A 15,044-nucleotide genomic window follows, 5' to 3' on the forward strand; every position below is an offset into this window, starting at 1 on the left:
AGGCGCAACGCTGGCGATGCGCGCGCGGGGGCGCTAGAGATGCACGATGCTATCCTTTCCGCGCCTGTACCGCGCTCCCATCCTGCTTCCCCTCGTGCTCGGCCTCGCTATTCCGGCGAGTGGGCAGATGGCGACGCAGCAGGCCGCCTCCACGCCCGCTACGGACGGTGGCAAGGAAGCGCCGACGCTTCCCGAACTGACCGGGATCGACACCACCGCGTGGCTCTACAAGGGCAGCGATCTCACGCGCGATCCCGAGTGGAAGTTCGGCACGCTGCCCAACGGCATGCGCTTTGCGGTGCGCAAGAACGGCGTACCGCCCGGGCAGGTGTCGGTGCGCGTGCGGATCGATGCGGGGTCGCTCAACGAGACCGACAGCGAACGGGGATTCGCGCATTTCATCGAGCACCTGACCTTCCGCGGCTCCGAATACGTGCCGGACGGCGAGGCGAAGCGTGTCTGGCAGCGGTTCGGCGCGACCTTCGGGTCGGACACCAACGCGCAGACCACGCCGACCTCGACCACCTTCAAGCTCGACCTGCCCTCGGCGACCGAAACCGGGCTCGACGAGAGTCTCAAGATCATGTCGGGCATGATGGAGAAGCCGACGATCACCGATGCGTCGGTCACCGCCGAGCGCCCCGTCGTGCTGGCGGAACAGCGCGAGCAGCCGGGGCCGCAGGTGCGGTTCGGCGATGCGATCCGCGCGACGTTCTTCGCCGGACAGCCGCTCGCGGATCGCTCGCCGATCGGCAATATCAAGACGTTGGAGGCGGCGACCGGCGCCACTGTGAAGGCGTTCCACGATCGCTGGTATCGGCCGGAGAACACCGTCGTCATCATCTCGGGCGACATGGACCCGGCGCTGTTCGGGCGGCTGATCGCCAAGAACTTCGCGGACTGGAAGCGTACCGACCCGTTCACGCCTACGCCCAGCTTCGGCAAGCCCGATCCCAAGGCGCCGGTCGCCGCGTCGATCGCCGAGCCGGCCATCCCGGCGGTGGTCACGCTCGGCGTCGTCCGTCCGTGGGAGTATAAGGACGACACGGCGATCATGAACCAGAAGCGGCTGGTCGACGTGCTCGCGACGCGGCTGATCAGCCGCCGCCTTGAAACGCGTGCACGGGCGGGCGGAAGCTTCCTGCAGGCGGGCGTGTCGATCGACGACGTGTCGCGGTCGGCAAACCTGACGAGCGTCAACATCGTGCCGATCGGGACCGACTGGGAAGCGGCGTTGAAGGACGTGCGCGCGGTGATCGCCGACGCGCAGACCAACGCGCCGAGCCAGGCCGAAGTCGACCGCGAATATGCCGATTTCGACACGATCATGCGGACCAGCGTCGAGACCGCCAAGGTCGAGGCGGGATCGAAGCAGGCCGACGATATGGCCAGCGCGCTGGACATCCGCGAGACGGTCGCGGGGCCGGAGACGTCGTACAAGATTTTGCAGGACGCCAAGGCGAAGGGCATGTTCACGCCCGCCACGCTGCTCGCATCGAGCAAGGCGATCTTCGAAGGCATCACGCGCGCGCTCGTCAATACGCAGACGCCCGATGCCGGCGCCGCGACGAAGCTGGCAACCGCGTTGAAGGCGGACGTGTCGGGGCTGGCCGGCAAGCGCCGTGCGCAGGCCGCGGTCGATTTCTCGAAGTTGCCGTCGCTCGGCAGGCCGGGCGTCGTCGCGAGCCGCGAGAAGATCGCCGCGTTCGACATGGAGCAGGTGAACTTCGCCAACGGCACGCGCGTGCTGCTGTTCCCCAATTCGGGCGAGACCGGGCGCGTCTATGTCCGCGTGCGGTTCGGCGGCGGCTATACCGCGATCCCGTCGAACCGGCCGACGCCGGCCTGGGCGGGCGATCTCGCGCTGGTCGCAGGGGGTATCGGCAAGCTCGACCAGGGCGATCTCGATCAGTTGACGGCGGGGCGTCGGATCGGTCTCGACTTCGGGATCGACGACGATGCGTTCACGCTGAATGCGATCACGTCGCCCGCGGATTACGCGGATCAGTTGCGGCTGATGGCTGCCAAACTGACGTTCCCGGCCTGGGATCCGGCACCGGTGGCGCGGGCGCGTGTTGCCGCGCTGGCGGGGTTCGCGGGCTATGATTCGTCGCCTGACGGCGTGCTGTCGCGCGACCTCGAAGGCCTGTTGCGCGCGGGCGATCCGCGTTGGGGCACGCCGTCGAAGGCGACCGTCGAGGCGCTGAACGCGAAGGACTTCCGCGCGTTCTGGGAGCCGATCCTGAAGACCGGGCCGATCGAGGTCTCGATCTTCGGCGACGTGAAGACCGAGGATGCGATCGCCGCGGTGGCGAAGACGTTCGGGGCGATGGCGCCGCGGACGGCGGTGTCGACGGTCGGTGCGCCGGTCGGCTTCCCCGCGCACAACACGACGCCGGTGATGCGTGCGCATACCGGCCCCGAGAACCAGGCGGCGGCGGTGATCGCCTGGCCGACGGGTGGCGGGATCGACAACATCGTCGAGGCGCGGCGTCTCGACGTGCTGGCGCAGGTGTTCAGCGACCGACTGTTCGAGCGGCTGCGGCAGGCGGCGGGCGCGAGCTACAGCCCCAACGTGTCGAGCCAGTGGCCGGTGGGCATGAACACCGGTGGCCGGATGGTCGCGATCGGGCAGGTGGCGCCGGACAAGGTGTCGTTTTTCTTCCAGATCGCGCGGCAGATCGCGGCGGAGCTGGTGTCGACGCCGATCGCGGCGGACGAGCTGGACCGGATCAAGAAGCCGATGGGGCAGTATATCCTGCGCGCCTCGACCGGGAACCAGTTCTGGTTGCAGCAGCTCGGCGGCGCGACGTTCGATCCGCGCCGGATCGCGGCGACGCAGCGGATCGCTTCGGACTTGGTCGCCACCACGCCGGTGGAGTTGCAGGCGACGGCGGCAAAATACCTGCGGCCGGAGAAGGACTGGACGATGGCGGTCGTGCCCGCCGCCACGAAGAAGTGAACTAGTCCCTCTCCCCCACGGGGAGAGGGAGGGAGGAGCCGCTTGGCGACGGAAGGGTGAGGGGCTTTGGGATGAACGGTCCGAGTCTCACACCCCTCACCCTCCCACCCGCAAGAGCGGGCGGGCCCCTCCCTCTCCCCGTCGGGGAGAGGGGTTAGAGAGCCCCCTCCCCACTTGCGCGCAAATTTGGTAGGGGCTCGGCATGTCCCCTCCCGAAACCTTCCCCAAAACCTTCCACGTCAAGTCGTTCGGCTGCCAGATGAACGTCTATGACGGCGAGCGCATGGCCGAACTGATGGCCGCCCAGGGCCTGACGCAGGCCGATGCGGTCGATGCCGACGTCGTCGTCCTCAACACCTGCCACATCCGCGAACGCGCCACCGAAAAGGTCTATTCGGACATCGGCCGGCTGCGGAAGGACCAGCGCCGCAAGTCCGGCAAGACGCCGATGATCGCGGTAGCCGGCTGCGTCGCGCAGGCCGAGGGCGAGGAGATCTTCACCCGCGCCAAGGTCGACATCGTCGTCGGCCCGCAAGCGTATCACAACCTGCCCGACCTCGTCGCGAAAGCCGCCGCGGGCACGCCGTCGCTCGACACCGACATGCCGCTGCTGTCGAAGTTCGGCGCGCTGCCGGCGCGGCGGAAGGTCGCGCCCTCGGCGTTCCTCACCGTGCAGGAAGGGTGCGACAAGTTCTGCACCTATTGCGTCGTGCCCTACACGAGAGGCGCGGAGATCAGCCGACCGTTTGCGGCGATCGTCGACGAGGCGAAGGCGCTGGTCGATGCCGGTGCGCGTGAGATCACGCTGCTTGGCCAGAACGTCAACGCCTGGTCGGAAGACGAGCGCGGCCTGCACGACCTGATCCGCGACCTCGACCGCATCCCCGGCCTCGCGCGGATCCGCTACACCACCAGCCACCCCAACGACATGACGCAGGGCCTGATCGACGCGCACCGCGATATCGATAGCCTGATGCCGTTCCTCCATCTGCCCGTCCAGTCCGGCAGCGACCGCGTGCTGAAGGCGATGAACCGGAGCCACACCCGCGACTCCTACCTCCGCCTGCTCGACCGGGTCCGCGCGGTGCGCCCCGACATCGCGCTGTCGGGCGACTTCATCGTCGGTTTCCCCGGCGAGACCGACGCCGAGTTCGAGGACACGCTGAGCCTGGTCGACGCGGTCGGCTATGCACAGGCGTACAGCTTCAAATACAGCCCCCGCCCCGGTACGCCGGCGGCGTCGATCGTCGAACAGGTTCCGGAAGCTGTGATGGACGAGCGCCTCCAGCGCCTCCAGGCGGCGCTTAACCGCGACCAGCACGCCTTCAACGCCGCCACCGTCGGGCGTACGTGCTCGGTCCTGCTGGAGCGTACGGGGAAACTGCCGGGGCAGCTGATCGGCAAGTCGCCGTGGCTGCAATCGGTCCACCTGATCGGCGACCACGCGATCGGCGACTTGGTGGAGGTAACGCTGGCCGCTGCCGGACCCAATTCGCTGACCGGCGTGGAGCGCGTGCGCGAGGCGGCGTAACGACGGGACGGTTGGTGATCGTCCACGCGCCCCTTTCCACCCCCCGTCATCCTGACGAAAGTCAGGATCCAGGGTAACCGAGGGCGCCTTGTGCGGCTCTGGATCCTGACTTTCGTCAGGATGACGGGAACGATTGTCTGCTGATATCCGACTTTTGATCGGGGCCTGTCGGGCCCGGTGAAGATCGTATCGAACCTCCGCGCGAACCGCCGCGATTTCGCTGTCCTACATCCGGATCGCCTGTCACACTCGCCCCCGATGCAGCTTCGCCCACGCGACTCGAATCATCTCTCAGCCAGCGCTCCGGCGCGGCTTGAACGCGTCGCCCGCGATGCTCATCTTCCTTTCAAAGGTTACGGTTCGACGCTTCCAGGCGTAACTTTTGACACCCTGAAAGGACCGTATGAGCCGTAAACCCGTTCCCGCCCAGTCCGGTGACCGCGCCCGAGTCGAGCTGCTGTTCGACAAGCCCCAATTGCTCGTCCGGCTGTTCGGCCAGTACGACCAGAACCTGGTAGCGCTCGAAAATCGCCTCGGCGTCTACATCACCGCGCGAGGGAACAAGATCGGCCTGGAGGGCACCGCCGAACAGGTCGCCAAGGCGCGCGACGTGCTCCACGATCTCTACGCCCGGATCCAGCGCGGTGAGGACGTCGACACCGGGCTCGTCGACGCGTCGATCGCGATGGCGGACGAGCCCGTGCTCGAGGGCATCATCCGCGCCGATGCGGGTGGCGGTGGCGCGCCGCCGATCATGATCCGGACGCGCAAGAAGACGATCGTCCCGCGCACGCCGGCGCAGGCGCACTACATGCGCGAGCTCGCCAACAACGACATGATCTTCGCGCTCGGGCCGGCAGGGACGGGCAAGACCTATGTGGCCGTCGCGCAGGCGGTGCAGCAGCTCATCACCGGCAGCGTCCAGCGGCTGATCCTGTCGCGCCCCGCGGTCGAAGCGGGCGAACGGCTCGGGTTCCTGCCCGGCGACATGAAGGAGAAGGTCGATCCGTATCTGCGCCCGCTCTACGATGCACTGTACGACTGCCTCCCCGCCGAGCAGGTCGAGCGCCGTATCGCCAGTGGCGAGATCGAGGTCGCGCCTATCGCGTTCATGCGTGGGCGAACGCTGGCGGATGCGTTCGTGATCCTCGACGAAGCGCAGAACACCACGCCCGCGCAGATGAAGATGTTCCTGACACGTTTCGGCCAGAACAGCCGGATGGTGATCTGCGGCGATCCGAAACAGGTGGATATTCCGGGCGGAGTCGCGGCGTCGGGATTGGGCGATGCGGTCCGGCGACTGGAAGGGCTCGAGAGCATCTCGATGTGCCGCTTTACCGTCGGCGACGTGGTCCGCCATCCGATCGTCGGGCGCGTCGTTGAGGCGTACGAAGGCAAGGACGACCAAATCTAACGCGGCCATATCCAAACTACTCCGTCACCCCGGGCTCGTTCCGGGGTCCACGGTTCCGCGAAATCATCTCTGTCGATTTTGCGGAACGGTGGATGCCGGAACAAGCCCGGCATGACGGAGGATTAGGACCTTGGGTATTCCCTACGCAGGTCAGCCCTTCAGCTTGGCAGCCGTCTCGGCGATGCGCTTGCCCTGGTAGCGCGCACCGTCCAGCTCTTCCTTGCTCGGCATGCGGCTGCCGTCGCCGTCCGAGATCGTCGTCGCGCCGTAGGGCGAGCCGCCCTTGACCGCGTCGACGCCCATCTGCGCCTGGAAGCCATAGTCGAGCCCGACGATCGTCATACCGTGATGCAGCAGGTTGGTGATGATCGAGAACAAGGTGGTCTCCTGGCCGCCATGCTGGCTCGCGGTCGAGGTGAAGGCACCGCCGACCTTGCCGACCAAGGCGCCCGAGAACCACTGGCCACCGGTCGTGTCCCAGAACTGCGCCATCTGCGCGGGCATCCGGCCAAAGCGGGTCGGCGCGCCGACGATGATCGCGTCATAGTGTTCGAGCGCGGCGGGGCCTTCGATCTCGGCGTGCGCGGTATCGGTCTTGAAGTGCGCGGCCTCGATGACGGCCTGCGGTGCGGTCTCTGCGACGCGGCGGATATCGACGTCGGCACCCCCGGCCCGCGCGCCCTCGGCGACGGCGTCGGCCATCTGCTCGATGTGGCCGTAGGACGAGTAATAGAGCACGAGAACCTTGGTCATATGCGTTTCCTTCGAGTTCCCCTCCCGCTTGCGGGAGGGGTTAGGGGAGGGAAGTTCCGGGCGGGGTCGAGGCAGGAAGCCCCTCCCCAACCCCTCCCGCAAGCGGGAGGGGAGTATTATTCCGAGTCTACGAGAACGATCTCGGCGTCGTCCTGTGCCGTGATCGTCACCGTCTGGCCGCCCGTGAGCGCCGCTCCGTCGCGTGCGGCAAAGGCGTCGTCGCCGATCGTGATCGCACCGGTCGCGGGCACCAGATAGACGTGGCGGCCTTCGCCGATCGCATAGTCGACGCTGTCGCCGGCCTTGAGCGTCGCCGCCAGCACGCGGGCATTCGCGCGGATCGGCAGCGCATCGCCATCACCCTCGAACCCGCTGGCGAGCGTCACGAACTGGCCCGAGCGCTCGCCCTTGGGAAACGGCTTGGCGCCCCAGCTCGGCGCGCCGCCCTTACGCGACGGCTCGATCCAGATCTGGAAGATCGTCGTCGTCTCTGGCTCGAGATTATACTCGGCATGGCGGACGCCGGTGCCGGCGCTCATCACCTGGACGTCACCCGCCTCGGTGCGGCCCTTGTTGCCGAGCGAATCCTGATGCGTGATCGCACCGCTGCGGACATAGGTGATGATCTCCATGTCCTGATGCGGATGCGGCGGGAAGCCCGAATTGGCGGCGATCTGGTCGTCGTTCCACACCCGGATCGCGCCCCAGCCCATCCGCGCGGGATCGTAATAGCTGGCGAACGAGAAATGATGGCGCGCGTTGAGCCAGCCGTGATCGACATGGCCGAGGCTGTCGAAGGCGCGGCGGTCTACTTTGCTGAGCGTCGTGGTCGTCATGAGATGTCTCCACTGGTTGATCCCAAGATAGGCGCGCGGATCGCCGCGTAAATAGAAACGGTGGAAACCGATCGTTTCGGTGCTAGCATGCTGACAAGCTGATCCACCACCCCGGCGAAGGCCTGGGCCCAACTGGCAAGGTCGACATAACGAAGGACTGCGCTTCGTTATTGATGCCTCCCAATTGGGCCCCGGCCTTCGCCGGGGTGGTATATTTCTGATGTTTGCGGAGCTCCTCATGCGCCTGCCCGATCTCGAAGCCTGGGCGATCTTCGCCAGTGTGGTGGAGCATCGTTCGTTCAGCGCCGCCGCCGACGCGGTGGGTCTTAGCAAGGCGACCGTGTCGAAGGCGATCACGCGGCTTGAAGCGCATCTCGGCCAGTCGCTGTTCCACCGAACCTCGCGCAGGCTTGCGCTGACCGAGGCGGGTAAGCCGCTCGCCGAACATGCCGCCCGAATCCTCGCCGAAGCGCGGCTCGCGGAGGAATCGGCCAACGACGCGGCCAGTGCCCCGACCGGGCGCGTCCGCCTTGCCGCACCGATGAGCTTCGGGATCACCAACGTCGCGCCGTTGCTGGCCGAGTTTCTCGCCGCGCACCCCGGGATCGAGGTCGACCTGCATCTGTCCGACGCGCGCGTCGATATCGTCGCGGAGGGGTTCGACGTCGCGTTGCGGATCGCCGAGCTGCCCGACAGTTCGCTGCGCGCGCGCCGCCTGTGCACGATCCAGGCGCATCTCGTTGCCGCACCGCGTTATCTGGCGGCGCACGGAACGCCGACGCATCCGGCGCAACTCGGCGAGCATAAGCTGTTCGGCTATTCCAATGTGGTCGGGCCCTGGCGCTTTCACGGCCCCGACGGCGCGGACGTCTCGGTACGCACGCAGGGCCAGCTTACCGCGAACAGCGGCGAAGCGATCATTCCCTCGCTGATCGCCGGCCTCGGCATCGCGCGGCTGCCCGACTTCATCGTCAATGCGCATCTCGCGAGCGGCGCGCTGGTGACGATCCTCGACGATTGGGCACCCGCGCCGATCGGCCTTCATCTGCTGACTCCGCCCAGCCCGTTGCGGCCGGCCAGAGTCGAGGCGCTGATCGAATTCCTCGGGAGCCGCCTGCGCGATCGATAGAAATGCGCTGGCGTGGAACTTCCGTTCGCGGGTAATGCTTTCGTCCTGACGCTTTCGCCCCGAAAGGCCTGCATGCTCGAAATCGCACTTTCTTCCGACGCCCCCTGGCCGGGCCAGGGCCCTGAGCAGGATTGGGACGCGCTCGCCCTGCGCGCAGCAACGGCAGCGATCCAGCGGACTCCGCACGGCGAACTGCTGACCAGCGCGGCGACGGTCGAGATCTCGATCCGGCTGGCGTCGGACGACGAGGTCCACACCCTCAACAAGCACTATCGCCAGAAGGACAAGCCGACCAACGTCCTGTCCTTCCCGATGGTCCAGCCCGACCTGCTCGCCACGGTCAGTCAGAATTCAGACGATGGCGAAGTCCTCCTCGGCGACATCATCCTCGCGCACGGCGTCTGCGTCGCGGAAGCGGCCGAGCGCAATATCTCGGTAGAGGATCATGCGATGCATCTGATGGTGCACGGCACGCTGCATCTGCTAGGTTATGACCATATCGACGACGATGAGGCCGAGGGCATGGAGCAGATCGAGCGCGATGCGCTCGCGGCGCTCGGTCTCCACGACCCTTACCTGATAACAGAGGACTGACGACCACGATGGCCGATGGCCCCAATGCCGGTAACGGCGATAGTAGCGACAGTATCTGGCGCGGGCTCAAGGGCCTGATCTTCGGTGCTCAAGACGAATCCCTCCGCGACCAGCTTGAGGATGCGATCGACCGGCACGAGGGCGATCCCGCCCCCGATGCGAAGGGCGATCTCACCCCGCTCGAGCGCCAGATGGTCCGCAACCTGCTGCACTTCAGCGAGCGCGATGCCGGCGACGTCGGCGTGCCCCGTGCGGACATCATCGCGGTCGAGGAGGACACGCCGTTTGCCGATCTCGTCAAGCTGTTCGCCGAAGCGGGCCATAGCCGGCTACCGGTGTACCGCGACAACCTCGATACGATCATCGGCATGGTCCACATCAAGGACGTCTTCAACATCCTCGCGACCGGCGCCGAGCATCCGACCTCGATCGCCGGACTGATCCGCGAACCGCTCTACGCGCCGATGTCGCGCGGTGCGCTCGATCTGCTCGCGGACATGCGGCAGAAGCACGTCCACCTGACGATCGTGCTCGACGAATATTCCGGCACCGAGGGTCTGGTGACGTTCGAGGACCTGATCGAGGAGATCGTCGGCGAGGTCGAGGACGAGCATGACGAGGCGCCACAGGTGCTGATGACGCCGATCGAAGGCGGCGCCTGGGATGCCGACGCGCGTGCCGAGCTGGAGGATGCCGCAGAACTGATCGATCCGCGTCTGGCGGAGGTCGACGGCGATATCGACACGCTGGGCGGGCTCGCGGCGCTTCTGGCGGGGCATGTCCCGCAGATCGGCGAATGCGTCGATCATCCGAGCGGCTGGAAGCTGGAGATCATCGACGCCGACGAACGCCGTATCAATCGCCTGCGCCTGCATCCGCCGGTGGTGCCCGCCGAGGACGACGACTGATACAGCCTCTGCAATGGATCGACGGGCCTTTTGCCCATGATCCATTGCCCCGGCTCTGCCGCCGTTCTAACTTCCCTTCATGCGCAAACATATCCTCATCGTCCTCGGGCTGATCCTGCTCGTGATCGCCGCGGGCGTCACCTATCTCGCTTGGCCCGACACGGCGGAATTATCGGTCGACCAGGTCGCCGGCAAGCTGCCCAAGATCACCGATCCGCGCATCCAGACGATCCCGACCGTCAAGGTCGCGAAGGTCGTCGGCTGGCAGAACGGCGCGATGCCGACGCCCGCCGCGGGCCTCAAGGTCCAGCCGTTCGCGACGGGGCTCGACCACCCGCGCTGGATGTACCGCCTCCCCAACGGCGACGTACTGGTCGCCGAGACGAATTCGCCCCCGCGCGAGGGCGGCGGGATCACCGGCTGGGTGATGAAGGTGCTGATGGGCCGCGCCGGTGCCGGCGTGCCGTCGGCCAACCGCATCACGCTGCTCCGCGACGCGAACGGCGACGGCGTGGCGGAAACGAAGTCGGTGTTCATGACCGGTCTCAACTCGCCGTTCGGCATGACGCTGCTCGACGGCCAGCTCTACATCGGCAACACTGACGCACTCGTCCGCGTGCCCTATGTCGACGGTCAGACCAAGATCACCGCCAAGCCCGAGCTCGTCATCAAGCTCAACCCCGGCGGAAACCACTGGGCGCGCAACGTCATTGCCGCGGCGGACGGTAAGACATTGTATGTCGGCGTCGGCTCGTCGTCGAACATCGCCGAGAACGGCATGGATGCCGAGAAATACCGCGCCAACATCCTGCAGGTCTGGCCGAAGGACAAGAACTGGCGGATCTACGCCGCCGGCCTGCGCAACCCCAACGGCATGGCGATCAATCCCAAGTCGGGCGGCCTGTGGACCGTCGTCAACGAGCGCGACATGCTCGGCTCCGACCTCGCGCCCGATTACCTGACGCAGGTCGAGTTCGGCGATAACTTCGGCTGGCCCTGGTATTATTGGGGCGGCTATCCCGACACCCGCGTCGAGCCAAAGAACCCCGCGCTCCAACAATACGCCAAGCGCCCCGACTACGCACTCGGACCACACGTCGCCGCGCTCGGCCTGACCTTCTCCGCGGATGCGAAGCTTGGCGCGAAGTTCGCCAACGGCGCGTTCGTCGGCGAGCATGGCTCGTGGAACCGCAAGCCGGTGTCGGGCTACAAGGTCGTCTACGTGCCGTTCGGCGACACCGGCTTCCCGGCCGCGAACGCAAAGCCGGTCGACGTGCTCGGCGGTTTCCTGGACAAAGACGGCGACGCGCAGGGCCGCCCGGTCGGCGTCATCACCGACAAGACCGGTGGGCTGCTGGTCGCGGACGACGTCGGCAACGCAATCTGGCGGGTCAGCGCCGGGGGGTGATCTTGGCGGAGGGCGGACCACGACTCTGCCCTCCAATATTCTTGTAATTCAGCTCGCACGATCACCAACTGCTGGTCATTCCCGCGAAGGCGGGGATCCAGAAACTCAAGGGTTGTCGATTGACTCGCGAGCATTGCCAGTATGGGTTCCCGCCTGCACGGGAATGACGATCCGGGGCTAGGTCGGCGGTTTCCTGCCAGCGCTTCAAGCCCCGCTCACCCCGCCAAAATCCCCCGAGCCTCGTCGAGATCGTCCTCGTCGACCATCACGCGAACCGGGATCAGCAGCCAGCTGCCCTCCATGATCGACATCCCGCCATCGAACGCGATCGCGGGGATGCCTTCGCTCTCCAGCCGCCCGACGATGATATGCGCCTCGTTGCGGCCGTACCGCCCCAGTTCGACCAGGCTCATGCCCCGACGCGGTCCGGCAGGACGGTGCCGAGCCGCACCGGCAAGCCGTCGATGCTCGCGACTGGCCCCGCCAATTCCTCGATCCGTTCGGCGTCGGTTTGCCTGGCGTGGTATTTCGACAAGGTCTGCCGCTCGCGGTCTAGCGTCATGAACGGCACGCCCCACCCGCAACTCGTCTGCACCTCGTCGACCGCGATCACGAAAATCTGCCGCGTGCCAGGCAACGGCTTGAACTGCGCGTAGAGGTCAGCCCAGCCGTCATCCTGCGGCAACACCGCGCGGCCCTTGCCATAAATGCGGAAGATCAACGCGGGCTGGTCGAACGCACAGAACATGATCGTGATGCGACCATCGGCGCCCAGATGCGCGTTCGTCTCGTTCCCCGACCCGCCGACATCGAGATACGCGACCGTCTTCGGATCGAGTACGCGAAAACTGTCCATGCCCTTCGGACTAAGATTGATCCGCGCGCTTTCCGCGGCTGTCGCAACGAAGAATACCGGTTGCTGCATCACGAACGCGCGGTGCTCGGCCGTGAGCGCAGGGAAGAAGTCCATCGTTCGGCTCCGAATTGACGCGCATCGTCGACGCGCATACTCTATGCCCATGAAACATGATCCCGTCGCAACCGGCAAGCGTAAATCGGTCAATATGTCGCTCGATACCGGCATCGTAGCGGCGGCACGGGAGGCAGGGCTCAACCTCTCCCAGATCAGCGAACACGCGATCAGGCACGCAACGAAAGTCGAACAGGAGCGGCGCTGGAAGGAAGAAAATCGCGAGGCGATAGAGGGCTGGAACCACTGGTACGAAAAGAACGGCGATCCGCTCGCCCATTTGCGGTCGCTCTGAATGGCTCAGTTCGACGTCTACCGCGTTCGCGGCAATGTGCTGGTGATCGATTGTCAGTCTGATCTTCTGGCTGATTTGCCGACCCGCTTCGTGGTGCCGCTTCGCCCGACCGACACCGTCGCACTCAGGAGGCTAACGCCGACCTTCGTTATCGACGGCACCGCACTGACCATGATCACGCCGCTAGCGCGGGCGATCGATGTCCGCGATATCGAAGATACCGTCATGACACTCGACGCAGCACAGTTCGAGATCAAGGCTGCGCTCGATATGTTGATCTCTGGGTTTTAGGCCGCCGTCCCACCGACAGTAAGCCCATCGACCAGCAACGTCGGCTGGCCGACACCAGCCGGCACCGACTGCCCGCCCTTGCCGCAAATCCCGATACCCTCGTCGAGCGCGAAGTCGTTGCCGATACCACGCACCTTGGTCAGCGAACTCGGACCGTCGCCGATCAGCGTCGCGCCCTTGATCGGCGCGCCCAGCTTGCCGTCCTCGATCAGATACGCCTCGGTGCAGCTGAATACGAACTTGCCCGACACGATATCGACCTGCCCGCCGCCGAACGCCTTGGCGAAGATACCCTTCTTGACGCGCGACAAAAGCTCGGCCGGGTCGTCGTTGCCGGCTTTCATGAAGGTGTTGGTCATCCGCGGCATCGGTGCGTGCGCATAGCTTTCGCGCCGACCGTTGCCGGTGGCCTCGACGCCCATAAGCCGTGCGTTGAGGCGATCCTGCATATAGCCCTTGAGGATGCCGTCCTCGATCAGCACGGTCTCGCGCGTCGGCGTGCCCTCGTCGTCGATCGTCAGCGACCCGCGGCGATCCTGGAGCGAGCCGTCGTCGACCACCGTCACGCCCTCGGCCGCAACGCGTTCGCCGATGCGACCCGAGAAGGCCGACGTGCCCTTGCGGTTGAAATCGCCCTCGAGGCCGTGGCCAATCGCCTCGTGCAGCAGAATGCCGGGCCAGCCGTTGCCGAGCAACACGGTCATCTCGCCGGCGGGGGCGGCGATCGAGTCGAGGTTCACCAACGCCTGCGATAGCGCCTCGTCGATCGCACGGTTGTACGTCGCGGGCTCGAACAGGTCGTTGTAGAGATAACGGCCGCCGATCCCATAGCTGCCCGTCTCGCGGCGGCCGTTCTGCTCGGCGACGATCGAAACGTTGAGGCGGACCAACGGCCGCACATCGGTCGCGACGAAGCCATCCGCGCGGACGATCTCGACCACCGACCACGTGCCGGACAAGCTGACCGATACCTGCGCGACGCGAGGATCGCGAGCGCGCGCGGCGGCATCAATCGTCTGACAAAGGTTCACCTTGTCGGCGAACGGCACGAAGTCGAGCGGATCGGCGGCGGTGTAGCGGCGCTGGTTGGTGCCCTGCGGCGGGCCGGCCTTCGCGGCGACACCCGGTTCGATCAGCGCCATCGTCTCGGCGGCACGACGGATCGCGGCGGGGGTCATCTCGTTCGAATGCGCGAACGCGGTCATCTCGCCCGATACCGCGCGCAGGCCGAAGCCGGAGCTCGTATCGTAAGAGGCGGTTTTCAGCCGGCCGTCGTCGAAGCCGAACGCCTCGGCTTTGCGGTACTGAAGATAAAGCTCGCCGTCATCGGCCTTGCCAAGCGCCTTGGCGGTCAGTGCCTGCGCCTGTTCGGGGTCCAGGGTATCGCGGTAGAGGAACGAACGGGGGTCTGCTGCTATCGTCATCCGATAGATATAAGAGGCTTAGCGCCCTGCGCCATCCCCGTGATCGCGCAAAGTCGCCTGGTCCGCGCCATCGGCGGCACCGCCGACGAGGATGAAGCGACGGTCGCAATAGCCGCAATCGACATAACCGGTCTCATCGATCTGCAACCAGACGCGCGGGTGGCCGAGCGCTGCGCCGCCGGGAATGTCGGTGGCGCCGTCGCAGGCGACGCGGGCGTGGGTGACGCGGGTGGTTTCGAGCGGCGGATGCATGAGGGCGCGATAGCAAGCGCACGCCGGCCGGGCAATTGGTTCTTCCAACCGCGTCCGTTGCCCCTGCGACAGAAGATGGTTCACGCGAAGGCGCAAAGGCGCGAAGATGTTGCGCTTGTCGCACGGCGACTTTTCAATCGCGTATGGCGGCGCAGTTCGTTTTGTCTGGCGACCGATCGTCTGCGCGCCGGATCCTTCGCGCCTTTGCGCCTTCGCGTGAACACATCTTCTTGCAGCATCAGGGGATGACCCGCCTTGCGGCCCCCGCTATGCCGCA

General features: G+C 66.1%; 15 protein-coding genes. 9 read left to right on the forward strand and 6 right to left on the reverse strand.

The window, feature by feature from the left end:
- Positions 1–46 precede the first annotated feature (46 nt).
- The 3 genes from C8J47_RS14025 (at position 47) to C8J47_RS14035 (ending at position 5,907) form a co-directional block, all read left to right on the forward strand.
- Positions 47–2,962, forward strand: a complete 2,916-nt coding sequence (locus tag C8J47_RS14025) for a pitrilysin family protein (RefSeq protein WP_121886136.1) — start codon at positions 47–49, stop codon at positions 2,960–2,962.
- 202 nt (positions 2,963–3,164) lie between these two features.
- A complete protein-coding gene (gene miaB / locus C8J47_RS14030) occupies positions 3,165–4,493 on the forward strand; it encodes a tRNA (N6-isopentenyl adenosine(37)-C2)-methylthiotransferase MiaB (protein WP_121886137.1) in 1,329 nt (442 codons plus the stop codon).
- A gap of 403 nt (positions 4,494–4,896) precedes the next feature.
- On the forward strand, positions 4,897–5,907 hold the full coding sequence (locus C8J47_RS14035) for a PhoH family protein (protein WP_121886138.1): 1,011 nt from the start codon (positions 4,897–4,899) through the stop codon (positions 5,905–5,907).
- A gap of 150 nt (positions 5,908–6,057) precedes the next feature.
- Here C8J47_RS14035 and wrbA read toward each other — a convergent pair whose 3' ends face one another.
- On the reverse strand, positions 6,058–6,660 hold the full coding sequence (wrbA, locus tag C8J47_RS14040) for an NAD(P)H:quinone oxidoreductase (protein ID WP_121886139.1): 603 nt from the start codon (positions 6,658–6,660) through the stop codon (positions 6,058–6,060).
- A 116-nt stretch (positions 6,661–6,776) separates the two neighbouring features.
- Positions 6,777–7,496, reverse strand: coding sequence for a pirin family protein (locus C8J47_RS14045; RefSeq protein WP_121886140.1), 720 nt, complete (start codon positions 7,494–7,496; stop codon positions 6,777–6,779).
- 238 nt (positions 7,497–7,734) lie between these two features.
- Here C8J47_RS14045 and C8J47_RS14050 point away from each other — a divergent pair, with 238 nt between their 5' ends.
- From C8J47_RS14050 to C8J47_RS14065, 4 genes are all read left to right on the forward strand, one after another.
- Positions 7,735–8,625, forward strand: coding sequence for a LysR family transcriptional regulator (locus C8J47_RS14050; RefSeq protein ID WP_121886260.1), 891 nt, complete (start codon positions 7,735–7,737; stop codon positions 8,623–8,625).
- Positions 8,626–8,697: 72 nt separating this feature from the next.
- Positions 8,698–9,219, forward strand: coding sequence for an rRNA maturation RNase YbeY (gene ybeY, locus C8J47_RS14055; RefSeq protein WP_121886261.1), 522 nt, complete (start codon positions 8,698–8,700; stop codon positions 9,217–9,219).
- 8 nt (positions 9,220–9,227) lie between these two features.
- Positions 9,228–10,127, forward strand: a complete 900-nt coding sequence (locus tag C8J47_RS14060) for a hemolysin family protein (RefSeq protein WP_121886141.1) — start codon at positions 9,228–9,230, stop codon at positions 10,125–10,127.
- A 79-nt stretch (positions 10,128–10,206) separates the two neighbouring features.
- The gene (locus tag C8J47_RS14065) at positions 10,207–11,535 is read left to right on the forward strand and encodes a sorbosone dehydrogenase family protein (RefSeq protein WP_121886142.1); all 1,329 of its coding nucleotides are present in this window, start codon (positions 10,207–10,209) and stop codon (positions 11,533–11,535) included.
- Positions 11,536–11,750: 215 nt separating this feature from the next.
- Here C8J47_RS14065 and C8J47_RS14070 read toward each other — a convergent pair whose 3' ends face one another.
- Both C8J47_RS14070 and C8J47_RS14075 read right to left on the reverse strand, forming a co-directional pair.
- Positions 11,751–11,948: a DUF2007 domain-containing protein gene (locus C8J47_RS14070; protein WP_056057596.1), complete on the reverse strand. Its 198-nt coding sequence runs from the start codon at positions 11,946–11,948 to the stop codon at positions 11,751–11,753.
- Complete coding sequence (locus C8J47_RS14075) at positions 11,945–12,505, reverse strand: pyridoxamine 5'-phosphate oxidase family protein (protein WP_121886143.1); 561 nt, start codon at positions 12,503–12,505, stop codon at positions 11,945–11,947. The genes C8J47_RS14070 and C8J47_RS14075 overlap by 4 nt, the downstream gene beginning before the upstream one ends.
- 49 nt (positions 12,506–12,554) lie before the next feature.
- Between C8J47_RS14075 and C8J47_RS14080 the strand changes: the two genes are divergently transcribed.
- Both C8J47_RS14080 and C8J47_RS14085 read left to right on the forward strand, forming a co-directional pair.
- A complete protein-coding gene (locus C8J47_RS14080; protein WP_060523794.1) occupies positions 12,555–12,800 on the forward strand; it encodes a type II toxin-antitoxin system CcdA family antitoxin in 246 nt (81 codons plus the stop codon).
- Positions 12,801–13,091: a CcdB family protein gene (locus C8J47_RS14085; protein WP_121886144.1), complete on the forward strand. Its 291-nt coding sequence runs from the start codon at positions 12,801–12,803 to the stop codon at positions 13,089–13,091.
- Here C8J47_RS14085 and tldD read toward each other — a convergent pair.
- Together tldD and C8J47_RS14095 are read right to left on the reverse strand one after the other, a co-directional pair.
- Positions 13,088–14,515 (reverse strand): metalloprotease TldD, encoded by a 1,428-nt coding sequence (tldD, locus tag C8J47_RS14090; RefSeq protein WP_121886145.1) that lies wholly within the window; start codon positions 14,513–14,515, stop codon positions 13,088–13,090. The two genes, C8J47_RS14085 and tldD, sit on opposite strands and share 4 nt — an antisense overlap.
- A gap of 18 nt (positions 14,516–14,533) precedes the next feature.
- Entirely contained in the window at positions 14,534–14,767 is a 234-nt protein-coding gene (locus C8J47_RS14095; protein ID WP_093398825.1) for a zinc-finger domain-containing protein, read from the reverse strand.
- Positions 14,768–15,044: the final 277 nt, after the last annotated feature.

It is taken from the genome of Sphingomonas sp. PP-F2F-G114-C0414, assembly GCF_003688595.1.
Taxonomy (GTDB): domain Bacteria; phylum Pseudomonadota; class Alphaproteobacteria; order Sphingomonadales; family Sphingomonadaceae; genus Sphingomonas.